The sequence below is a fragment of the Streptomyces sp. NPDC002676 genome, assembly GCF_053592455.1.
Genome location: NZ_JBSFVT010000014.1, coordinates 1 through 22520, shown reverse-complemented (window position 1 = coordinate 22520; position 22520 = coordinate 1). Strand labels below are relative to the sequence as shown.

Sequence of the window (22520 nt, the reverse complement as noted above, 5' to 3'; positions counted from 1 at the left end):
TGCGGGGTGGTGCACGGGCAGCGTGGGGAGTTCAGCAGGCATGACGCCTACACGGAAGAAGAACCAGTCGGCCATGAAGATGCTGGGCCGTCAACTGGCCGCGGCTCGACGGGCGAAAGGCCTCAGCCAGGCTGCCCTGGCTGCCGCGCTGGGAATGCACGAGGAGACGGTCGCCAGCATCGAGCAGGGGCGACGGGTACTGAAACTGGACATCGCCGAGATCTTCGACGAGTTCCTGGAAACGAAGGGGATGTTGGCGGCGGGGGTGATGAACCTGCCGGAGGTGGACCAGTTTCCGTTGTGGGCGGAGGAGTACATGGACCAGGAGAAGGTCGCCATCGCCCTGTCGTGGTACGACAACGCCGTCATTCCGGGTCTGCTCCAGAACGAGCCGTACGCACGCGCGGTCCTGCAGAACCGCGTTCCGGCGTACGACGAGGAGGACCTGGAGACGACGCTACGACTGCGTCTCGACCGCCAGGAGATCCTGCACCGCAAGTACCCGCCGACGCTGAGCTTCGTCGTTTGGGAGCCCACGCTGCGCTTGAAGATCGGCACCAAGGACGTACGCAGGGACCAGCTCCGCTCTCTCCGCGAAATGACCGAACTCCCTTGTGTGTCACTCCAGGTGCTGCCACTCGACAGCCCCTTCCACGCGGGACTCAACGGCCCATTCACGCTCATCGAAACCCCAGACCACCAGCACCTCGCCTACACCGAGTCGCAACGCGGAAGCCAGTGGGTTTCCGACCCAGAAGAGGTGTCCATCCTGGCGCGCAAGTATGCGATGCTGCGGTCACAGGCCCTGACCACTCAGGACTCGATGGGCCTGCTCGACCGCCTGCTAGGAGAGCAATGAGCAGCGAAGCGCTTCAGTGGTTCAAGTCGACGTACAGCGGTGACGAGGGCGGCCAGTGCGTGGAAGTCGCCACCTGCCCCCAAACCATCCACGTCCGCGACTCGAAGCTGAACCCCTCCGACGAGGGCACCCTGCGCCTCACCCCCACCACCTGGGCCGCATTCACCTCTTCCCTCAAGTGACCGTCGGGCAGGTCACCACAGCAGGCTGAAGGCCAGGTAGCCGCCGACGTACAGCCAGAACAGCGAACCGCAGAAGAGGGTCAGCAACTTGATCACGGCGAAGGGCGGCCACATCGCGTGCGCGGCCCGCTCGGGGTTGAGCGGATCGTAGGCGAGCTGCGTGCGCTGGGCCTTGCGCCCGCAGCGGTACTTGTGGACGCGTCCTTCGGCATCGGAGTACTGGTAGACGGTCTTCTTGCCGTCCGTGCCGACCGCGCGGGCGATGACGGTGATGCCGCGCCGGGCCAGGACGATCCGGCGGAAGGTTTCCTCGCCGGTCCCGAAGAGGACCCCCAGGCCGAAGCCGAGGGGCAGGGTGCCGACGATCACCGCGAGGACGCGGGCGCCGTGGGTGACGCCGACCCACACGGCGTATCCGATGTAGGCGAGCGGGAAGGCGGCGAGCAGTGCCAGGAAGGCCCAGCCGTCGGCGTTCCCGCCGTGCTCGGTGGTGGTGACGAGGGCGCTGCCCGCGGAGTCCTGGTCCCGCCGCAGGGGCAGCTTCGCGGTGAGGGCGGTGGCGAAGGCGGCGGTGGCGGTCGGGTTGTCGCCCTGGACGCGGTGGGTGGCGCCGTCGGTGAGCACGATCACGAGGACGCGCTCGGTGGTACGGACCTCACGGATCGCCACGAGGGGGATGTCGACACGCCGGCGGCGGAGTTCGAGGTGGACGCCGTCGGCGTCGAACTGTGCTGACGATCCTCGGCCGTTGAGTATCTGGGACATGATCAGATGACCAGCGGGAGAAGCGGAGGGTTGCAGGCGTGGCCCGCCGGAAGTTTCCCGGCGAGCCACGTGCAAACGACGGGCCGTGCGGCCCGGTGGGTCACCCCACCATCCGGTACCCGAAGTTGCCGCCCCCGCTCGGCCCGCCCAGGGTGCCGAGGGAGAAGCTGGTGGCGCCGGTGCCGGTGACGCCACTCGCGTCGGTGGGCAGGTGCCAGACGCGGCCCTTGTAGCCGTCCTCGCCGTTGCCGCCGACGTACAGCTCGGGGGCGCCGTCACGGTCGCTGTCCAGCAGGGCGAGCGCCGAGCCGAAGTGGTCGCCGGACTCGGAGGTGCTCGGGATGCCCTTGGTGTTCTGCGTGAAGCCCTTGGCGTTCACGGTGCTCACCCCGGTCGGGCTGCCCCACAGCACGTCGATGGCGCCCGACTCCTTGGAGTTCACGTCGTCCAGCCCCGTCTCGTACGGGATGCCGACCGCGATGTCCGGGTAACCGTCCTTGTTGGTGTCGCCGACGGCCAGCGAGGAGCCGAACTTGTCACCGGTCTCGTTCATGCCGGGGACACCACTGGAACCCTGCTGGTACGAGCGCGAGGTGCGGGTGGTGCTGACACCGTTGGGGCCGCCGTAGGTCACGAAGATCTGGTTCGTCTCCGCGTGCCCGGTGACCAGGTCCTGGTAACCGTCCTTGTCCAGATCGGCGAAGGCCGACGCGTGGTGACCGCCGTCGTAGACGTACGGGGCCGGAAACGCGGAACCCTTCACCAGCCCGGTCTTCGAGCCCTTCAGCACCGTTCCGGCGGGCGCGCCGCCGCCCAGCCCCTTGTAGCCGCTGGTGACCACGTCGGCGATGCCGTCGCCCGTCATGTCGCCCACGAAGACGGTGCCGATGACCAGGTCGTCCAGCCTGTCGCTGGCGCGGAACCAGGTGCCGGCGGCCTTGCCGGTGGCACGGTCGATCGGGCCCAGCAGCACGGCGGCGCCGTACGAGGAGCCGCCACCGTCGTAGCCGCCGTAGATGGCACGGCTGACGAAGTCGTCGACGCCGTCCCCGTTGACGTCACCGATGCCGATCCCGCCGCCGAGCAGCCGCGGCGTGTTGCCCGCCGGGAGGACGGTCCCGGCGCCGGTGATGCCGTCCTTGCTGCCCCACAGGACGGTGTTCTTGTCGACCCAGTGGATCACCAGGTCGTCGAAGCCGTCGCCGTCCAGGTCACCGGCCGCGGTGGCCTCGCGCCACTTGCCGTCGGTGACCGCGTCGCCCGGCACGCCCGGCGTGGCCTGGCTGACGATCTGGGCGGTGTCGTACCGCAGGCCCGTCGCGGACCCGTACGCCACCGACACCACCCCGGCACGCTGGACGTCGCCCACCGACGCCGTGTGCGCGCCGATGGCGAGGTCCGGGTAACCGTCACCGTTGAAGTCGGCGTTACTGCCCCCCGCAGCCCCCGCAGCCCCCGCGGCTGCCGCAGCGGTGACCGTGCCGGCCGGCGCGGCCGAGGCCGTACCAGTGACACCGAACACGACTGCCGCCGCAACGGCAGCCGTGACGAGCGCACTTCTGCGCATGGAACCCCCCACAGGTTCTGCCCGGTGGCCTGGGCCGCCAGGCATCGAATCCAAGTATTCGAATGATCGAATACGACCGGATCATACGGGCCAGACGGGCCAGACGGGCCAGGGGGACGAGGGGTGACCTGACCGGCCCAGGCCGGCGTCAGCCCCGTAGGGCTCGGGACAGCCTCCGCAGCCCCTCCGCGATCTCCGGCGGGGTCTGGGTCACGAAGCACAGGCGGAGGGTGGAGGGGTCGGGGGCGGTGGCGTAGAAGGGGGCGCCGGGGACGTAGGCCACGTCCTGCTTCACCACCTGAGGCAGGAGGGCAGTCGTGTCGTACGGCTCCGGGAGGCGCACCCAGAGGAACATTCCGCCCTCGGGACGGGTCCACGCCGAACCCTCCGGGAGGGCTTCGGGGAGGCCTGCCAGCATGGCGTCCCTGCGGGCGCCGTAGACCTCGCGGATGCGGGCCACGTGAGCGTCGAGGGACGTCAAGTACCTCGCCGCCGCAAGCTGGTTGAGCGTCGGCGTGTGGAGGTCCACCGCCTGCTTGGCCACGGCGCAGGCCCGTCGCAGTTCCGCCGGGGCGCGCAGCCAGCCCAGGCGCAGGCCCGGGGCCATGACCTTGGAGAAGGAGCCCAGGAGGACGGTGCGGTCCTCGGCTCCGGGGCAGGACGCGATCCAGGGGACGCGCTCGCCGTCGTAGCGGAGTTCGCCGTAGGGGTCGTCCTCGATCAGCCACAGGCCCCGGCGGGCGGCCACCGCTGCGATCTCCTCGCGGCGCTGCGCGGGCATCGTACGGCCGGTGGGGTTCTGGAAGGTCGGGACCAGGTAGAGGAGTTTCGGGCGCTCGGAGAGGATCAGTTCCTCCAGGGCCGCCGGGTCGATTCCCGCCTCGTCCCCCGGCACCGCCACCACCCGCGCGCCCGCCAGGCCGAAGACCTGAAGTGCCGCCAGATAGCAGGGGTTTTCGACCAGGACCGTGTCGCCGGGTTCGAGCAGCGCCATCGCCAGCAGCGACAGGGCCTGCTGGGAGCCCGTGGTGATGAGGAGGTCGTCGGACGCCGTCGGCAGGCCCTGGGCGGTGATGCGGGACGCCAGGCCGGCCCTGAGCGCCGGTTCGCCCTCTGTCGCGGAGTACTGGAGGGCCTGGGCGGGGGTCTCGGCCAGGACGGCCTCGAACGCTGCCGCTATGCCGTCCCTGTCGAACAGTTCGGGTGCCGGGAGCCCGCCCGCAAAGTTGATCACCTCGGGGCGCGCGGTGACCGCGAGGATGTCCCGCACCGGCGAACCGCCGACCGTGCGGGCACGGGCGGCGAGCGGCGGGACGGCGGCGCGGGTTGATGCGGGCGACTCGGCGACGGTCATGGCACGGCTCTCCTTCGGCTGCGGGGCGGTGTGTCCCACCGCTCCGCAGCCTAGGGATTTACGTGCCGTCTACACCCGGCATTCCGAGATCCGGACCGCGAACCTCAGCGCAGCTTCTGCGCGACCTCGGTGGCCCAGTAGGTCAGGATGTTCCGCGCCCCTGCGCGCTTGATGCCGGTCAGGGTCTCGAAGATGGCCCGGTCCCGGTCCACCCAGCCCTTCTCGGCGGCGGCCTCGACCATCGAGTACTCGCCGGAGATCTGGTACGCCGCCACGGGCACGTCCACGGCGTCCGCGACGCGCGCGAGGATGTCGAGGTAGGGACCGGCCGGCTTGACCATGACCATGTCCGCGCCCTCCTCAAGGTCCAGGGCCAACTCCCGCAGGGACTCACGCCAGTTGGCGGGGTCCTGCTGGTAGGTCTTGCGGTCGCCCTGGAGGGAGGAGCCGACGGCCTCGCGGAAGGGGCCGTAGAAGGCGGAGGAGTACTTGGCGGTGTAGGCGAGGATCGCCACGTCCTCGCGGCCGATCTGGTCCAGCGCGTCGCGGATGACGCCGATCTGGCCGTCCATCATGCCGCTGGGCCCGACGACGTGGGCGCCCGCGTCGGCCTGCACCTGGGCCATCTCGGCGTACCGCTCCAAGGTGGCGTCGTTGTCCACGCGCCCCTGGGCGTCGAGGACACCGCAGTGGCCGTGGTCGATGGTCTCGTCCAGGCACAGGTCGGACATGACGAGCAGTTCGTCGCCGACCTCGGCGCGCACGTCCCGGATGGCGACCTGGAGGATCCCGTCCGGGTCGGTGCCCGGGGTCCCTAGGGCGTCCTTCTTGCTCTCCTCCGGCACGCCGAACAGCATGATCCCGGAGACGCCGGCCTGCACGGCCTCCAGCGCGGCCTTCTTCAGGCTGTCGCGCGTGTGCTGGACGACGCCGGGCATGGCGGTGATCGGCACCGGCTCGCTCACGCCCTCGCGCACGAACGCCGGGAGGATGAAGTCGGCGGGGTGCAGCCGCGTCTCGGCGACCATCCGCCGCATGACGGGCGAGGTCCGCAGCCGCCGGGGACGGGCACCGGGAAAGGATCCGTACTTCGTCATGCCGTCTACGCTACGCCCGCACGGACCCTTCCTTTGCCGACGCCCTGTCGGCCCAGGACGGGGGTGCCAGGGGGCAGAGCCCCCTGGCACCTCAGGTAGTCGAACGCCGCCGCCGAGCCCCGGGCCGCCGCTCACTCGGCCGAGTCACCGGGTCCCCGGCCTCCACCGCGGCAGCGCGCCGCTTCATGCCGAACTCCGCCAGCGCCTCGGCCAGCTTGTGCACGGACGGCTCGGGTGCCATGACGTCGACCCGCAGCCCGTGCTCCTCGGCCGTCTTCGCCGTAGCGGGACCGATGCACGCGATCACGGTGACGTTGTGCGGCTTGCCCGCGATACCCACCAGGTTCCGGACCGTCGACGAGGACGTGAAGAGCACCGCGTCGAAGCCACCGCCCTTGATCGCCTCCCGCGTATCCGCCGGCGGCGGCGAGGCCCGCACGGTCCGGTAGGCCGTGACGTCGTCGACCTCCCAGCCCAGCTCGATGAGCCCGGCGACCAGCGTCTCCGTGGCGATGTCGGCGCGCGGCAGGAAGACACGGTCGATCGGGTCGAAGACCGGGTCGTACGGCGGCCAGTCCTCCAGCAGACCCGCCGCCGACTGCTCACCGCTCGGCACCAGGTCCGGCTTCACGCCGAAGGCGATCAGCGCCTTGGCCGTCTGCTCGCCCACCGCAGCCACCTTGATACCCGCAAAAGCCCGAGCATCAAGGCCGTACTCCTCGAACTTCTCCCGGACCGCCTTGACGGCGTTCACCGAGGTGAAGGCGATCCACTCGTAGCGGCCCGTCACCAGACCCTTGACCGCGCGCTCCATCTGCTGGGGCGTACGCGGGGGCTCCACCGCGATCGTCGGGACCTCGTGCGGCACGGCGCCGTAGGACCGCAGCTGGTCGGAGAGCGAGGCCGCCTGCTCCTTCGTGCGCGGCACGAGCACCTTCCAGCCGAACAGCGGCTTGGACTCGAACCACGACAGCTGGTCGCGCTGGGCGGCGGCGGAACGCTCACCGACCACGGCTATGACGGACCGGCCGCCGTCCGGGGACGGCAGGACCTTCGCCTGCTTCAGCGTCTGCGCGATCGTGCCGAGGGTCGCCGTCCAGGTGCGCTGGCGGGTCGTCGTACCGGCGATCGTCACCGTCAGCGGGGTGTCCGGCTTGCGGCCCGCGGAGACCAGCTCGCCGGCCGCGGCGGCCACCGAGTCCAGCGTCGTCGAGACGACCACCGTGCCGTCGGAGGCGCCCACCTCCGTCCAGCAGCGGTCGGAGGCGGTCCGGGCGTCCACGAAGCGGACGTCCGCGCCCTGCGCGTCCCGCAGCGGCACACCCGCGTACGCGGGCACACCGACGGCGGCGGCGACACCGGGCACCACCTCGAAGGGGACGCCCGACGCGGCGCAGGCAAGCATCTCCTCGGCCGCGTACGTGTCGAGTCCGGGGTCCCCGGACACCGCACGGACGACCCGCCTGCCGCCCCGCACAGCCTCCATGACAAGATGAGCGGCATCCCGCGCGGGCGGGACAGCAACGGTTCTTGACGTGCCGTCAACGACCGACAGCTGTGGCGTGCCCGTGCCCGGAAGCGACTCCGAGGATCCGTCGGCGTCTGTCGGCACCACGGAGACGCCCGGCCGCGCATGCGTCCGGATCACATCGAGCACCTCGTGCTCGGCGATCAGGACGTCCGCGTGGGACAGCGCCTCCACGGCGCGCAGAGTCAGCAGCCCCGGATCCCCGGGTCCGGCACCCAGGAAGGTGACGTGCCCGTGTTCAAGGCCGGCGGGAAGGGTGGTGGGGCTCAATGTGCTCGCTCCCCCATCAGACCGGCCGCGCCCTGGGCGAGCATCTCGGTGGCGAGTTCGCGACCGAATGCCATCGCCTCCTCGTGCGTCTGGGGCACGGGACCGGTGGTGGACAACTGCACCATGCGGGTGCCGTCGGTCGTGCCGACGACGCCACGCAGGCGCAATTCCTTGACAATCTGCCCGCCGGCCAGAAGGTCGGCCAGCGCGCCCACAGGGGCGCTGCAGCCGGCCTCCAGGGCGGCGAGCAGTGATCGCTCGGCGGTGACGGCGACCCGCGTGAACGGGTCGTCCAGCGCGCCGAGCGCCGCGATCAGGTCCGCGTTGTCCGCGGCACACTCGATCGCCAGGGCCCCCTGGCCGGGGGCGGGCAAAACCGTGTCGACCGACAGGAAGTCGGTCACCTCGTCGATCCGGCCCATCCGGTTCAGTCCGGCGGCGGCCAGCACGACCGCGTCCAGTTCGCCGTCGCGGACGTACCGGATGCGGGTGTCGACGTTGCCGCGGATCGCGACCGTCTCGATGTCCAGGCCGTGGGCGCGGGCGTACGCGTTCAGCTGGGCCATGCGGCGCGGCGAGCCGGTGCCTATGCGCGCCCCGCGCGGGAGGTCGGTGAACTTGAGGTCGTCGCGCGCGACGATCACGTCCCGGGGGTCCTCGCGCGGCGGTACGGCCGCCAGGACCAGTTCCTCGGGCTGCGCGGTGGGCAGGTCCTTGAGCGAATGAACCGCGAAGTCGACCTCGCCCTTGAGCAGCGCGTCACGCAACGCCGTGACGAACACGCCCGTGCCGCCGATCTGGGCGAGGCTCTCGCGGGACACATCGCCGTACGTGGTGATCTCGACCAGCTCGACCGGCCGTCCGGTCACCCGGCTGACGGCGTCCGCCACCTGCCCGGACTGGGCCATGGCGAGCTTGCTGCGCCGCGTCCCCAGCCTCAAAGCCTTCTCACTCATGCCGGTCGGTCCTTCTCCTCTGTGCTGTCCTCGGCCCGGGAGACGGCGGCGACCGTCTCGGGGTCGAGGTCGAACAGGGTGCGCAGCGCGTCCGCGTACCCGGCGCCGCCGGGCTCGGCCGCGAGCTGCTTGACCCGTACGGTCGGCGCGTGCAGCAGCTTGTCGACGACCCGGTGCACGGCCTGCCGGATCTCGCCGCGCTGGCGCTCGTCCAGGTCGGGCAGGCGGCCGTCGAGCCGCGCTATCTCGCCGGCGACGACGTCGGCGGCCATGGTGCGCAGCGCGACCACGGTCGGCGTGATGTGCGCCGCCCGCTGCGCCGCGCCGAAGGCCGCGACCTCGTCGGAGACGATACGCCGGACCTGGTCGACGTCGGCCGCCATCGGAGCGTCCGCGGAGGCCTCCGCGAGCGACTCGATGTCCACCAGGCGCACCCCGGCCAGCCGGTGCACGGCCGCGTCGATGTCGCGGGGCATGGCGAGGTCGAGGAGGAAGACGGCCGGGGCCGGGCGCGGGATCCGGGCGGCAGGCTCGGGCTTGCGGCGCTCGGGGATGCGGCCGACGGTGGCGACGGTCGCGGCGAGCGCGGTGATCAGCTCGGCGTCGGCCTCGGGGCTGCGACGGGACTCCCCCACTGCCTGGACGGCGTGGGAGGTACCCCCACCACGGCGGTCCACGGTGCCGTTGTCGACCCAGGCCGCGTGCTGCTCCAGCGTGGCCGCGTCCATGCCGGCCACGGCGGCCTCGCCCATGAGGGAGAAGCCGGGCTGTACGGAAGCCAGGTCCAGCGGGCAGTTCTCGTCGGTGCCGACGCCGGCGGACACCGGCGACACCTTGGCCTGCACGGCCGTACGAGCGGTGTCGGCGGCCTCGGCGGCGGACGCGCCCGTGCGGCCCTCGACGGCCTGCGCGACGGCCTCCGCCGTGAGCACCAGGCCCGTCGCCCCGGTGCAGGAGACGACGATGTCGGCACGTGTCAGCTCGTCCGGCACGGCGTCCATCCGTACCGCGCGGGCGGTCACCGCGTTGTCGTCGGCCTCGGTGAGGATCGTGGCGAGCCGCTCGGCGCGCTCGAAGGTGCGGTTGGCGACGACCACCTCGGCCACACCGGCCCGCGCGAGCGTCGCGGCGGCCAGGGAGGACATCGAACCGGCACCGATGACCAGCGCCTTCTTGCCCGCGGCCCACTCCGGCACGGGCCCGCCCGCGGCCAGCTGCTCCAGACCGAAGGTGACCAGGGACTGTCCGGCCCGGTCGATGCCGGTCTCGGAGTGGGCGCGCTTGCCGACCCGCAGGCCCTGCTGGAACAGGTCGTTCATCAGCTTGCCGGCGGAGTGCAGCTCCTGGGCGCGGGCGAGGGAGTCCTTGATCTGAGCGAGGATCTGGCCCTCGCCGACGACCATGGAGTCGAGCCCGCAGGCCACCGAGAACAGGTGGTGGACGGCCCGGTCCTCGTAGTGCACGTAGAGGTAGGGCGTCAGCTCATCCAGGCCGACCCCGCTGTGCTGGGCGAGCAGCGTGGACAGCTCGGCGACACCGGCGTGGAACTTGTCCACGTCGGCGTACAGCTCGATGCGGTTGCAGGTGGCGAGCACCGCGGCCTCGGTGGCGGGTTCGGCGGCGACCGTGTCCTGGACCAGCTTGACCTGGGCGTCCGCGCTCAGCGCGGCCCGCTCCAGCACGCTGACCGGGGCGCTGCGGTGGCTCAGCCCGACGACGAGGAGACTCATGCCGGCATCACGGCGGGTACGTCCCCGTCGGGCCCCTGGTCGGAGGATTCGTCGCGCTCCCCGCGCGCGCCGCGGTCCTCGCGCGTGGCGGCCGCGGGCAGCGCGGCCTCGCCCACGGTGGTCTCCTCGCCGGCCTTGCGCTGCTCGTGGAAGGCGAGGATCTGCAGCTCGATGGAGAGGTCGACCTTGCGCACGTCGACGCCGTCCGGGACGGACAGCACGGTCGGCGCGAAGTTCAGGATGGAGGTGACCCCGGCGGCCACCAGGCGGTCGCAGACCTGCTGGGCGGCGCCGGCCGGGGTGGCGATCACGCCGATGGACACCCCGTTGTCCTTGATGATCTTTTCCAGGTCGTCCGTGTGCTGCACCGGGATACCGGCGACGGGCTTCCCGGCCATCGCCGGGTCGGCGTCGATCAGCGCGGCCACGCGGAAGCCACGGGAGGCGAACCCGCCGTAGTTGGCCAGGGCGGCGCCGAGATTACCGATACCGACGATGACGACCGGCCAGTCCTGGGTGAGGCCGAGTTCGCGGGAGATCTGGTAGACGAGATACTCCACGTCGTAGCCGACACCGCGCGTTCCGTAGGAGCCCAGGTACGAGAAGTCCTTGCGCAGCTTGGCGGAGTTGACCCCCGCCGCCGCGGCCAGTTCCTCGGAGGAGACCGTGGGGACCGAGCGCTCCGACAGTGCGGTCAGGGCTCGGAGGTACAGCGGAAGCCTGGCGACGGTGGCCTCGGGAATCCCTCGGCTACGGGTCGCCGGTCGGTGTGTTCGGCCAGTTGCCACGGTGCTCCTGCGGGTAGAGCGGGGCTGCGGGCGGTCGTGCGTCCCCAGACCGCCCCGTCGACAGCAGGCTATGTCTTTGTGAACGCGTGCACAAAGATGGTGTCCGATTTGCCCGGCCAACGTGACCGGGGTCACGCAGGTCAAACCCGGGGCTCCGCCTGGGGGCAAAACGACACGCTCCTCGTGAATCCCGCCCCCGAGACCAAACCGCCATCGATCCTAAGCGACGTTCGACAGGGCTTGTACCGATCGGTCAGTTCGGTTCCGGTTCACGGGGGATTCCCTGCCCGTTCACGATCAGTTCCCGGTCAGCTCCTTGCGGAGCCGGCCCTCGTCCACCCGCCAGAAGGTGTGCTGCTTCCCGTCCACGAGGACGACGGGGATCTGCTCCCAGTACTGGTCGTACAGCTCCTTGTCCTCGGTGATGTCCTGCTGCTCCCAGGGCACGCCGAGTTCGCCGCAGACCTTCTCGATCACGGCCTGCGCGTCGTCGCACAGATGGCAGCCGGGCTTGCGGACGAGGGTGACCAACCGCTCACCGGGGGCGGGCTTGCGTCGGAAAAGTGGAGTCATGGCGCCATTCTCGCGCCGGTCCCCGCGCCCGCTTAACGGCCCGGTCGCGGAGAGTTCACACCCTTCCAACCTCTCGACTCCGGAAGCCCCGAACAAACTGGCTATGCTCACGGCATGGCCGCTCTAGGATGGCTCACTCCCCGTAGGCGCTCCGCCACGGCGCGGAGCGTGTTGGCAGGCGAGGCATCGGCGGAGGCCGCCCGCAAGTCCTCGCAGGAAGCCCAGGAAGTCCAGGAAGCCCCTGAGGCCGCCGAGGAGAAGGAACCGGAGTTCCCGGTCATCGGCGACGACAAGGCGGCGGCCTTCTTCGACCTCGACAACACCGTGATGCAGGGCGCGTCCCTGTTCCACTTCGGCCGGGGCCTGTACAAGCGGAAGTTCTTCGAGACCCGCGACCTCGTCCGGTTCGCCTGGCAGCAGGCCTGGTTCCGGCTGGCCGGCGTCGAGGACCCCGAGCACATGCAGGACGCCCGCGACTCGGCCCTGTCGATCGTCAAGGGCCACCGGGTCGCCGAACTGCAGTCGATCGGCGAGGAGATCTACGACGAGTACATGGCCGAGCGCATCTGGCCGGGCACCCGGGCGCTCGCCCAGGCCCACCTGGACGCGGGCCAGAAGGTGTGGCTCGTCACCGCCGCGCCGATGGAGATCGCCACGGTGATCGCCCGCCGCCTCGGCCTCACCGGCGCGCTCGGCACGGTCGCGGAGTCCGTCGACGGCATCTACACCGGCAAGCTGGTGGGCGAGCCGCTGCACGGCCCGGCCAAGGCGGAGGCGGTCCGCGCGCTGTCCGCGGCCGAGGGCCTCGACCTCTCGCGCTGCGCCGCGTACAGCGACTCCCACAACGACATCCCGATGCTGTCGCTGGTCGGCCACCCCTACGCCATCAACCCGGACGCCAAGCTGCGCAAGCACGCCCGCGAACAGGACTGGCGCCTGCGGGACTACCGCACGGGCCGCAAGGCGGCGAAGGTCGGCATTCCGGCGGCGGCGGGCGTCGGCGCGGTGGCCGGTGGCACGGCGGCGGCGATCGCGCTGAGCCGGCGCCGTCGATAGCAGCACTCCCGGCAACAGCACCGGCTTTGGCATGTGCGCCTCGGTGCCGAAACGTGTCGCCTGCCGCGCGATTATGCCTGCCCTCCCCCAACACGCCCCCTCTTCGCCGAAACCAGCCCTTTTTCGATCAACAAGCGGTCAGTCTTGGGCACTTGATGTGGCGTCAATCGGTTACAGAAGCGACGTAATCGATGATTTGAGCAACTGGGTGTAGCAGTGCCTGCACGAAGCGTTATTCTCCTCAGACGCAAACCGGTACCCCTCCGTCGCTACGACGGGTGAACGGTCCCGCACTGCACGTGATGGAAGCTCTGCCTCTGGGAGTCCCGTGTACCCACACGTCGGGGTTGACGCCTCGGGCCTGGCTACGCTGCGCGCAACAGTCGCGGCGGTCAAAGAGACGCTGCGCGGCTGCGTCCCCACCGCGTACGCCGTGCCCGCCTTCGCCGCCGCGCCCGTAGGCCCGTGCTACGCACTGGCCGAGGGCAGCGCCGCGGTCGGCAGACGAACGCGCGCCACCGGCGCGGCCACCGCCCGCCGCCCGGCCGCCGACAGTGACAGCGCCCGGATGATGGACCTCGTCGAGCGCGCCCAGGCCGGCGAGGCCGAGGCCTTCGGGCGGCTCTACGACCAGTACAGCGACACCGTGTACCGGTACATCTACTACCGGGTGGGCGGCAAGGCGACCGCCGAGGACCTCACCAGCGAGACCTTTCTGCGGGCCCTGCGCCGCATCGGCACCTTCACCTGGCAGGGCCGCGACTTCGGCGCCTGGCTGGTCACGATCGCCCGCAACCTCGTCGCCGACCACTTCAAGTCCAGCCGCTTCCGCCTCGAGGTCACCACCGGCGAGATGCTCGACGCCAACGAGGTCGAGCGCTCCCCGGAGGACTCCGTCCTGGAGTCCCTCTCCAACGCCGCGCTGCTCGACGCCGTACGACGGCTGAACCCGCAGCAGCAGGAGTGCGTGACGCTCCGCTTCCTCCAGGGCCTCTCGGTCGCCGAGACCGCCCGAGTGATGGGCAAGAACGAGGGTGCCATCAAGACCCTTCAGTACCGGGCCGTGCGCACCCTCGCCCGGCTCCTGCCGGACGACGCCCGCTGAGCCCGGCCGCACCCGGCCACCCCCGGCCCGACCGGCCACCCTCGGCGACGACCAACTCACGTTCCGTGAAAGCCCGTTGCTTTTCTGATCCGATCATCCGCCGTCCGTAACCCAAGTGCCGAGCCGCTCGTTGTGCGGGATACAGGCTCCCTGTGGTCACGTCCTGGCCGACCCTGATCGCTCGATCGTGTGGAAGTGGTCGTGGGCGTGCAACCCTCAGGACCCCCTGGGGAGTCGACCGTCATGACGAGAGGAGGTGCCGCCAGTGATCGCGAACGTATCGGCGCACCGGCGGGCGAACGCCTTCGCCCAGGCCCTGGAGGAGCAGTACGACCGGGACCCGGCGGCCGAGCAGTCCGCAGCACCGGCGGGCTCGCCGCCGACCGCCCAGGAACCGCGCGAACAGGGCAAGCTGTTGGCCCTCGCGGCGGAACTCGGCGCGCTGCCGAAGCCGCAGCTCGACCCTGAGGTCAAGGTCGTCCAGCGCGCCCAGCTAGTGGCAGCGATGGAGGCCATGCTCCTGGAGGGCACGGGGGCGGCTGATCCGCCGGTACCCGAGCAACGGGCCCGGGGCCGGGGCGCACACCGGGCGAGCCCGCTCGGCAAACTCCGGCCGCGTTCCCGGCTGACCAAGGGCCTCGCGGCCGGCGGGCTCAGCGTCGGCGTGGCCGCAGGAGCCTTCGGCGGGGTCGCCGCCGCCAGCTCCGACGCCCTGCCCGGCGACTCGCTGTACGGCCTCAAGCGCGGCATCGAGGACTTCAAGCTCAACTACCTGAGCGATGGCGACGACGAGCGCGGCCAGACCTACCTCGACCAGGCCTCCACCCGGCTGAGCGAGGCGCGCCGGCTGATGGAGCGCGACCGGGGCGGCCACCTCGACCACGAGTCCATCGGCGAGATCCGCCGCACCCTGTCCGGGATGCGGCACGACGTCACCGAGGGCCATCGCCTGCTGCACGCGGCCTACCAGCGCGATCCCGGCTCCCTGGGCCCCATCCAGGCGCTCTCGGCGTTCTCCCGCTCGCACCGGGACGCCTGGAGCGCGCTCAGCGACAGGCTGCCCGTACAGCTCGGTGACGTCAAAGACGAGGTCTCGTCGGTCTTCGACGCCATAGACGAAGAGGTCGCCCCGCTGCAGTCCCTGCTCCCGCAACCGCCCGACCACACCGGCGGCAGCGGGCAACAGGGCTCCGGCTCGGCATCCACCGGCTCCCCCGGCACCCACCGGTCGACCGCGCCGTCCGCCGGCAACGCCCCCTCCTCCGGCAGGCACGCGAAGACCGGCAGCCCGAGCGAGTCGGCCACCGGCAGCAGCGACGAGGGCCTGATCGGGGGCAGCACGGGCGGCCTGCTCGACCCGCCGAAGACCGGCGGTACCGGCTCCACCCCGTCCATCAGCAAACCCCCCATCCCCGAGCCGGACGTCACCCTCCCGCCCCTCCTCCCAGGCCTCCTCCCGGGCCTGGGCATCGACGACCACGACGCGAACTAGGCCGTACGGCAACGGCATCGGGGGCGCCCACCCGAGCGGGGCGCCCCCGATGTCGTACGTCCGGAAGGCTCAGAAAAACACCGACCGTCGCTGCACCAGCAACTTGTACAGCGTGTGCTGGATCTGCTCCCGCACCTGGTCGGTCAGGTTGAACATCAGCATCGGGTCCTCGGCCGCCTCCGGCGGATAGCCGTCCGTGGGGATCGGCTCGCCGAACTGGATGGTCCACTTCGTGGGCAGCGGGATCGCCCCCAGCGGACCCAGCCACGGGAAGGTCGGCGTCAGCGGGAAGTACGGGAAACCGAGCACCCGTGCGAGGGTCTTGCTGTTGCCGATCATCGGGTAGATCTCCTCGGCCCCGACGATCGAACACGGAATGATCGGTGCCCCCTTGCGCAGGGCCGTGGAGACGAAGCCGCCCCGCCCGAAACGCTGGAGCTTGTACCGCTCGCTGAAGGGCTTCCCGATGCCTTTGAAGCCCTCCGGCATCACCCCGACCAGCTCGCCCTGCCCCAGCAGCCGTTCGGCGTCCTCCGTGCAGGCGAGGGTGTGGCCGAGCTTGCGGGCCAGTTCGTTGACCACCGGCAGGACGAAGACCAGGTCGGCCGCGAGCAGCCGCAGATGCCGCCCCGCCGGATGGTGGTCGTGCACGGCCACCTGCATCATCAGGCCGTCCAGCGGCAGCGTCCCGGAGTGGTTGGCGACGAGCAGCGCCCCGCCCTCGGCCGGGATGTTCTCGATGCCCTTCACCTCGACACGGAAGTACTTCTCGTACAGCGGCCGTAGCAGCGACATCAGGACCTGGTCGGTCAACTCCTCGTCGTAGCCGAAGTCGTCGACCTGGTAGTCCCCGGTCAGCCGGCGGCGCAGAAAGGCCAGCCCGGCCGCCACGCGCCGCTCCAGAACTCCTTCGTCCACCGCGCCCTGCTCCGGCGCCTGGTCCCGTGGCTCCTCCTCGCGGCTCACAGACCCATCATCCTGCGCGGTGGCCCGCCCCGGCAGGGGCTGGACGTCAGCGACCTCGGCGACCTCGCGCACCCCCACGTGCTCGCCGCCCTTGCCCCGGCTCCCCCTGCTCCGGCGCCGCGCCGGGCGCGGCACGGTGCTCCCACGGGACCGGTCGGACCGGTCGGCCCGGTCGGACCCGTCGTCGAACGGAATGACCTTGGCGTCCGCCATCGTTGCTGCGCTCCTCGGTTGGCGCTAGAGGGTGTGCGTCGAGGGGGTGTGCGTCTACGGAATGTGCGTTTACGGGGTGTGCGCCGAGGGGTGGCCGCCGCTTCTCGCGGACAGCGCGGCGATCCGGTCGACGGCCCCCGCGAGGGCCTCCGGCGGCAGCAGCCCGGGGGCCTGCCCGCGTGCGAAGTCCGCGAACGTCTCCGCCGTCGTGTACTTGGGCGTGAAGCCCAGCGTCTCGCGCATCTGGACGGTGTCCACCACCCGGCCGTGGGTGAGCAGCCGGATCTGCTCGGGCGAGAAGTCCGTCATCCCGAGCGTGCGCACCAGGGAGCCGGTCCAGGTGACCGCGGGCAGCAGCAGCGGCACGGTGGGGCGGCCCAGGCGCCGGGAGCACTGCGAGAGCAGCAGGACGCCGTCCCCGGCGATGTTGAAGGTGCCGCTGTTCAGCGTGGACCGGCGCGGCTCGTGCGAGGCGATCCGCAGCACCTCGATGACGTCGTCCTCGTGCACGAACTGCAGCCGCGGGTCGTAGCCGAACACGGTAGGCAGCACCGGCAGCGCGAAGTACGAGGCGAGCGGGGTCTCGGCGGCCGGCCCCAGGATGTTCGCGAACCGCAGCACACACACGGCGACATCGGGCCGCCGCCGGGCGAACCCGCGCACATACCCCTCGACCTCCACGGCGTCCTTCGCGAAGCCGCCGCTGGGCAGCGACTTGGGCGAGGTGGTCTCCGAGAACACGGCGGGATCCCGGGACGCGGACCCGTACACATTCGTACTGGACTTCACCACCAGCCGCTGCACGGTCGGCGACTTCTGGCAGGCGCCGAGCAGCTGCATGGTGCCGATGACGTTGGTCTCCTTGACCGTGGCCCGGCTGCCGCCGCGCAGCGCGGTGCCCGTCACGTCCATGTGGACGACCGTGTCGGCGCCGGTCTCGGCCAGCACACGCGCGATGGTGGGCTGCCGGATGTCGGCCTGGACGAAGTCGGCGCCGCCGAGGTGGTGCGCGGGCGGCACCGCGTCCACGGCGATCACCCGGTCGACGTCCGGGTCCCGTTGGATCCGTCGGACGAACCGGCCGCCCAGCTGCCGGGCGACTCCGGTGACGAGCACGACCTTCCCCAAGATCCGCGCCTTCCTTCCCGCGTTACCCGTGTACGGCCAACCTAGCGGTTCGGTGTTGCGCTGTGATGACCGCCTCATGCACGAGGTGAGGGAAATTCCCCTATCGGAATATGCCTGTGGCCCCCCATCCCATCGGGATGGAGGGCCACAGGGGACACGCTCTGACGTCGCCGCCGCTTACTTCTTGTTGCGGCGCTGAACGCGCGTGCGCTTGAGCAGCTTGCGGTGCTTCTTCTTGGCCATCCGCTTGCGCCGCTTCTTGATAACAGAGCCCACGACTACCCTCGCTCACTTCTCATCACTCGGTGTTTGGGCGCCATGGGCCCATACGACCTACGAGGGGCCAGCCTACCCGCCCGAGCGCTGAGGTCGTAATCGAGGGATGTCCCGGTGTTCACCGGAAGTGCCGTCAGGCCGTTTCCACCCCCACATAGCTCTCGCGAAGGTACTCGTGAACCGCCTGCTCCGGGACACGGAAGGACCGTCCCACCCGGATCGCGGGCAGATGACCGCTGTGCACCAGCCGGTACACGGTCATCTTCGACACTCGCATCACCGAGGCAACCTCCGCCACGGTAAGGAACTGAACCTCGTTCAGAGGCCTCTCGCCAGCTGCAGCCATGACACACCTGAACCTTCCGCACTCGACGGCCACCGGCTTCCCCTTCCGGTGACTCTTCGTCGCTGCGTGCTCACTCCCCAATGTAGGGGCGGATGATGCGAGTGGGGAAGAGGTGCACGTATCGGCGGCCTACTGTGACAGACACGCTCGTTTGAGTACGTAGCGGATGAGCGGATAGTAGTAATCAGACCGCACGCCGTCATCAAGCGGAACGACGACGGACACGACCCCCTCCGCCTCCCCCACGAAGGGCGCGGGGTCGTCGGTGTCGGCCAGCCCGATGGCCTCGAACCCCAGCTGACCTGCGCCACAGACCCATCCGTGGTCCCCTACGACCAGCTCGGGCAGAGGTCCGCCGCTCTCGGCCGCGGCACCCAGCACCACCCGAACCGGCAGCGGCGAGTGGCTGTGCAGACCCGGCTCACAACCGGGGCGCTCGCCCTCGTCTTCTCGCACCACAGCGACACCTCTGATGTAGTCGAGGTTGCACGTACGTAGACCGAACCGGGTCAATATGTCGACACAGCGACCCTGCGCGGGGGTGAGCACCTCACACCCCGCCGCCGACAACGCGTCCGCCAAGCCTGCGTAGAACCCGAGCAGCCGGTGCGGATGCCCGGTCCCGAACAGCACCGGCGCCCCGCGCCGGGCCACGGCCCCGATCCGCTCCGCGAACGCGTCCAGCGCGGCCAGGGTCAGCTCGGGATCGATCACGTCCGGCCCGGAGGTGAGCGCGGGATCACCGGAGACCCCGCACTTCTGCGCCATCAACGCGAGCAACTCCCGCTGCCCCCAGGCCCACTCGGGATCGATCCCGATCAACATCCGAGGGTCCCGGGCCGCGAACAGCCGATAGCTACGAAGACTGACCTCCCGCGAGGTACCGACGACCCCGGCCAGCCGAGCAGCCAACAGATGCGCCCGAAGAGCGCCCACGCCCAACACGTAGCGATGGTGACGGATCGCCCGGACGGTCACCCGGAGAACGGGGGAACACCGCACGGTTGGAGTAACGGGCAAACTTTCGACCACCGAGTCGGCCCACCCGCTCAGGCCAGCAGGCCTCGCAACGGAAACACCGCACGCCGCGTCGCCAGCACCGCCTGGTCCAGGCGATCAGCGGGGTCGTACCCCGACTCCCACGCGGCGAACGACACCGGCCACCGCCCGTCAGTCATCCGCTGCGGCCCCAACTGCCGAGTCCGCGCGAACACTTCCTGCCGCCACCCCTCAGGGATCATCGTCTCGGGAGCCACGTCCCTCCCCGCCGCGATCCCCACCAGATGCGTCCACGACCGCGGCACGACGTCCACCACCGCGTACCCCCCGCCCCCAAGGGCGACCCACTTCCCCCCGGCGTACTCGTGCGCCAGCTCATGGCACGCCACCTGCACCGCCCGCTGCGCGTCCAGCGAGACGGCGAGATGCGCCAGCGGATCCTCGAAGTGCGTGTCGGCCCCGTGCTGCGAGACCAGCACCTGCGGCCGGAACTCCGCGAGCAGCTCCGGCACCACCGCATGAAACGCTCGCAGCCACCCCGCGTCCCCGGTCCCCGCCGGCAGCGCGACATTCACCGCGGCCCCCTCCCCGGCCCCGGCCCCGGTCTCCTGCGGCCACCCGGTCTGCGGGAACAACGTACGGGGATGCTCGTGCAGCGAGATCGTCAGCACCCGCGGGTCCTCCCAGAACGCGGCCTGCACCCCGTCCCCGTGGTGCACGTCCACGTCTACGTACGCGACCCGCTCGGCCCCCAGCTCCAGCAGCCGCGCGATGGCCAGCGCGGCGTCGTTGTAGATGCAGAAGCCCGCCGCACCGCCCGGCATCGCGTGGTGCAGCCCGCCCGCGAAGTTCACGGCGTGCTCGACGTCCCCACGCCACACGGCCTCCGCCGCCCCCACCGACTGCCCGGCGATCAGCGCCGACACCTCGTGCATCCCGGCAAAGGCGGGATCGTCGACCGTACCCAGCCCATACGACCCGTCGGCCCCCGCCGGATCCGCCGACGCGGCCTTCACGGCCTCGATGTAGTCCTCCCGGTGGACGAGTCGCAGCGTCGACTCACCGGCGGGCTTCGCCGCGACGACCTCCAGCTCCCGGTCGAGCCCGAAGGCCCCCACCAGTTTCCGGGTCAGCTCCAGCCGGACCGGATCCATCGGATGGTCCGGGCCGAAGTCATAGCCCGTTACTGCCTCGTCCCACATCAGCCGTGCGCCGCCGCTCATGCCCGCCACCGTATCGGTCCGGTTGAGTCGCGAACGACCTGGCGTACACCAGTGTCACCAGCACCAACACCATCGGCACCAGCATGGCGCCGCGATAGCTCCAGGAGTCCCCGAGCGCCCCCACCAAGGGCGAACCGACGAGGAATCCGACGTAGTTGAAGATGTTGAGCCGCGCGATCGCCGCATCGGAAGCCCCCGGAAACAACCGCCCGGCCGCCGCGAAAGTCTGCGGCACGAGCACGCACAGACCCAGCCCCAGCAGAGTGAACCCGAGCATCCCCACCCACGCCCCGGGCGCCGAGGCCACCACCGCGAACCCGCCGGCCGCCACCAGCGCCCCCAGACGTACGACGGCCACCGCCCCGAACCGCCGCACCCCGAGGTCCCCGACGGCCCGCCCCACCAGCGTGGTCACCATGTACACGTTGTACGGCACGGTCGCGAGCTGTTCGGAGCTGCCCAGCACGTCCTTCAGGTACTTCGCGCTCCAGTTGGAGACGGTCGAGTCCCCGATGTAGGCGAAGGTCATCACCAGGCACAGCGGCAGCAACAGCTTGAAGACGAGCTCCCCGCCCCGCTCCTGGTCCCCGCCCTGCTCCTGGCCGGCCGCCACGGGCCCCGGCTCCCCGTCGACGTACCACCGGCTCCCCGCCAGCGTCGCCGGCAGCAGCACGGCCACCACCGGCAGGTACGACACCCACAGCGCGAGGTGCCAGTGCGCCCCCACCCACGCGAGCGAGGCCCCCACGATCCCGCCCAGGCTGTACGCGGCATGGAAGCTGAGCATGATGCTGCGCCCGTACGTCCGCTGCAGGCTCACCCCGAGCATGTTCATGGAGGCGTCCAGCGCCCCCACGGCCAGCCCGAACGCGCCCAGCGCGACCGCCACCTCGGCCACCTGCCCGTGCCCGCCGGCCCCGGCGCCGAGCAGCGCCAGCAGCACGAGCGGCTGGGACCAGCGCAGCAGCCGGCTGGGCCGTACCCGCTTCACCAGCTGCTCGGTGGTCACGCTCCCGATCCCGGCGAGGATCGGCACCGCGGCCAGAAAGACGGGCAGCAGCGCGTCCGAGATGCCGTACCGGTCCTGGATGGCGGGGATCCGCGTCACCAGGAGGGCGAAGGTGGCGCCCTGGGCGAAGAAGCTGAACGCCAGCGAGGCCCTACCGCGCCGCAGCACATCAGTCATGACATCAGCCATGGCGGCGAGCGTAGGGCCCCGGGCTACCTGTGGGTAGATCCAGCCAAAGATGAATTGCTTTCATCTTTGGCTGGTCGACCGAGCCGGTCATACCAGCAGGTCAGCCAACTCCCCCATGGTGGAGAAGAGTTGCTGGGCACCGGCGAGCTTCGCGGCCGGGGTCATCGCGGTGAACCCGTACACGTCCATCCCGGCAGCCACGGCCGCCTGTACGCCCAGCGGAGAGTCCTCGATGACCAGGCACCGCCGCGGCGGGACCCCCATCCGCTCGGCCGCGTAGAGGAAGAGATCGGGCGCCGGCTTCCCCCGCCCCACGTCCTGCGCACTGAAGATCCGCTCGTCCTCGAACCACCGGTCGAGCCCCGTCGTCCGATGCCCCACCCGGATCCGCTCATGACTCCCGGAGGAGGCCACGCAGTACGGCACCTCGCCGGCGGCCAGCTTCTCCAGCACGCCGTCGACGCCGGCCACGGCCTTCAACTCCCGCTCGAACGCGGCGAACACGCGAGCATGGAAGACGTCGTCGAATTCCTCCGGCAGCCGCTGCCCGGTCCGCTCCAGCACCAGCTCATGGATGCGGTGCATCGCCGACCCCATGTAGTCCCGGATGGAGTCCTCGTACGACGTCGGGTGCCCCAGCTCGGTCAGATAGGCCGCGAGGATCCGGTTGGAGATGGGCTCACTGTCGACCAGAACGCCGTCATTGTCGAAGATGATGAGGTCATAGCGCATGAGCACGAGCGTAAGCGACCCCGAACGCAGAAAACCCCCGCATCCGGAGATGCGGGGGTTTTCCCAAAATTTGTTCGGCGGCGTCCTACTCTCCCACAGGGTCCCCCCTGCAGTACC

Annotated in this window: 22 protein-coding genes; 5 read left to right on the top strand and 17 right to left on the bottom strand. The window is 70.7% G+C overall.

From position 1 onward, the window contains the following. Window positions 1-73 precede the first annotated feature (73 nt). On the top strand, window positions 74-859 hold the full coding sequence (locus tag ACWD3E_RS30260; RefSeq protein ID WP_451390749.1) for a helix-turn-helix domain-containing protein: 786 nt from the start codon (window positions 74-76) through the stop codon (window positions 857-859). Beyond that, a complete protein-coding gene (locus ACWD3E_RS30255) occupies window positions 856-1041 on the top strand; it encodes a DUF397 domain-containing protein (protein ID WP_451390748.1) in 186 nt (61 codons plus the stop codon). The genes ACWD3E_RS30260 and ACWD3E_RS30255 overlap by 4 nt, the downstream gene beginning before the upstream one ends. Before the next feature lie 12 nt (window positions 1042-1053). Here ACWD3E_RS30255 and ACWD3E_RS30250 read toward each other — a convergent pair whose 3' ends face one another. The 9 genes from ACWD3E_RS30250 to ACWD3E_RS30210 form a co-directional block, all read right to left on the bottom strand. Continuing rightward, a complete protein-coding gene (locus tag ACWD3E_RS30250) occupies window positions 1054-1806 on the bottom strand; it encodes a DUF3592 domain-containing protein (protein WP_451390747.1) in 753 nt (250 codons plus the stop codon). A 100-nt stretch (window positions 1807-1906) separates the two neighbouring features. After that, the gene (locus tag ACWD3E_RS30245) at window positions 1907-3373 is read right to left on the bottom strand and encodes an FG-GAP-like repeat-containing protein (protein WP_451390746.1); all 1467 of its coding nucleotides are present in this window, start codon (window positions 3371-3373) and stop codon (window positions 1907-1909) included. A gap of 148 nt (window positions 3374-3521) precedes the next feature. Next, window positions 3522-4727, bottom strand: coding sequence for an aminotransferase-like domain-containing protein (locus tag ACWD3E_RS30240; protein WP_451390745.1), 1206 nt, complete (start codon window positions 4725-4727; stop codon window positions 3522-3524). Window positions 4728-4831: 104 nt separating this feature from the next. Then, complete coding sequence (gene hemB / locus ACWD3E_RS30235) at window positions 4832-5824, bottom strand: porphobilinogen synthase (protein ID WP_451390744.1); 993 nt, start codon at window positions 5822-5824, stop codon at window positions 4832-4834. A 91-nt stretch (window positions 5825-5915) separates the two neighbouring features. Next, a complete protein-coding gene (locus ACWD3E_RS30230) occupies window positions 5916-7622 on the bottom strand; it encodes a uroporphyrinogen-III synthase (RefSeq protein WP_451390743.1) in 1707 nt (568 codons plus the stop codon). Further along, entirely contained in the window at window positions 7619-8578 is a 960-nt protein-coding gene (gene hemC / locus ACWD3E_RS30225; RefSeq protein WP_451390742.1) for a hydroxymethylbilane synthase, read from the bottom strand. Before hemC ends, ACWD3E_RS30230 begins: the two co-directional genes overlap by 4 nt. Further along, the gene (locus tag ACWD3E_RS30220; protein WP_451390741.1) at window positions 8575-10308 is read right to left on the bottom strand and encodes a glutamyl-tRNA reductase; all 1734 of its coding nucleotides are present in this window, start codon (window positions 10306-10308) and stop codon (window positions 8575-8577) included. The genes hemC and ACWD3E_RS30220 overlap by 4 nt, the downstream gene beginning before the upstream one ends. Beyond that, complete coding sequence (locus ACWD3E_RS30215; protein WP_451390740.1) at window positions 10305-11096, bottom strand: redox-sensing transcriptional repressor Rex; 792 nt, start codon at window positions 11094-11096, stop codon at window positions 10305-10307. Before ACWD3E_RS30215 ends, ACWD3E_RS30220 begins: the two co-directional genes overlap by 4 nt. Before the next feature lie 297 nt (window positions 11097-11393). Beyond that, entirely contained in the window at window positions 11394-11669 is a 276-nt protein-coding gene (locus tag ACWD3E_RS30210; RefSeq protein WP_451356165.1) for a glutaredoxin family protein, read from the bottom strand. 114 nt (window positions 11670-11783) lie between these two features. Here ACWD3E_RS30210 and ACWD3E_RS30205 point away from each other — a divergent pair, with 114 nt between their 5' ends. The 3 genes from ACWD3E_RS30205 to ACWD3E_RS30195 all read left to right on the top strand — a co-directional run bounded on the left by ACWD3E_RS30205 (window position 11784) and on the right by ACWD3E_RS30195 (window position 15322). Continuing rightward, entirely contained in the window at window positions 11784-12725 is a 942-nt protein-coding gene (locus ACWD3E_RS30205; RefSeq protein ID WP_451390739.1) for an HAD family hydrolase, read from the top strand. Between the two features lie 328 nt (window positions 12726-13053). Further along, on the top strand, window positions 13054-13830 hold the full coding sequence (locus tag ACWD3E_RS30200; protein WP_451390738.1) for an ECF subfamily RNA polymerase sigma factor, BldN family: 777 nt from the start codon (window positions 13054-13056) through the stop codon (window positions 13828-13830). Window positions 13831-14095: 265 nt separating this feature from the next. Next, complete coding sequence (locus ACWD3E_RS30195) at window positions 14096-15322, top strand: DUF5667 domain-containing protein (protein ID WP_451390737.1); 1227 nt, start codon at window positions 14096-14098, stop codon at window positions 15320-15322. Window positions 15323-15391: 69 nt separating this feature from the next. Here ACWD3E_RS30195 and ACWD3E_RS30190 read toward each other — a convergent pair whose 3' ends face one another. The 8 genes from ACWD3E_RS30190 to ACWD3E_RS30155 all read right to left on the bottom strand — a co-directional run bounded on the left by ACWD3E_RS30190 (window position 15392) and on the right by ACWD3E_RS30155 (window position 22403). Beyond that, complete coding sequence (locus tag ACWD3E_RS30190) at window positions 15392-16501, bottom strand: lysophospholipid acyltransferase family protein (RefSeq protein ID WP_451390736.1); 1110 nt, start codon at window positions 16499-16501, stop codon at window positions 15392-15394. Between the two features lie 69 nt (window positions 16502-16570). Then, a complete protein-coding gene (locus tag ACWD3E_RS30185; protein ID WP_451390735.1) occupies window positions 16571-17629 on the bottom strand; it encodes an NAD-dependent epimerase/dehydratase family protein in 1059 nt (352 codons plus the stop codon). Window positions 17630-17806: 177 nt separating this feature from the next. Continuing rightward, window positions 17807-17905, bottom strand: coding sequence for a 30S ribosomal protein bS22 (locus ACWD3E_RS30180; protein ID WP_003948845.1), 99 nt, complete (start codon window positions 17903-17905; stop codon window positions 17807-17809). Between the two features lie 133 nt (window positions 17906-18038). After that, the gene (locus tag ACWD3E_RS30175; RefSeq protein WP_004984898.1) at window positions 18039-18251 is read right to left on the bottom strand and encodes a helix-turn-helix domain-containing protein; all 213 of its coding nucleotides are present in this window, start codon (window positions 18249-18251) and stop codon (window positions 18039-18041) included. 129 nt (window positions 18252-18380) lie between these two features. Then, window positions 18381-19196 (bottom strand): phosphatase, encoded by an 816-nt coding sequence (locus tag ACWD3E_RS30170; protein ID WP_451390734.1) that lies wholly within the window; start codon window positions 19194-19196, stop codon window positions 18381-18383. Between the two features lie 104 nt (window positions 19197-19300). Next, window positions 19301-20473 (bottom strand): acetoin utilization protein AcuC, encoded by a 1173-nt coding sequence (locus ACWD3E_RS30165; RefSeq protein WP_451390733.1) that lies wholly within the window; start codon window positions 20471-20473, stop codon window positions 19301-19303. After that, entirely contained in the window at window positions 20424-21659 is a 1236-nt protein-coding gene (locus tag ACWD3E_RS30160; protein ID WP_451390906.1) for an MFS transporter, read from the bottom strand. The genes ACWD3E_RS30165 and ACWD3E_RS30160 overlap by 50 nt, the downstream gene beginning before the upstream one ends. A gap of 99 nt (window positions 21660-21758) precedes the next feature. Further along, window positions 21759-22403, bottom strand: coding sequence for an HAD family hydrolase (locus ACWD3E_RS30155; protein WP_451390732.1), 645 nt, complete (start codon window positions 22401-22403; stop codon window positions 21759-21761). Window positions 22404-22520: the final 117 nt, after the last annotated feature.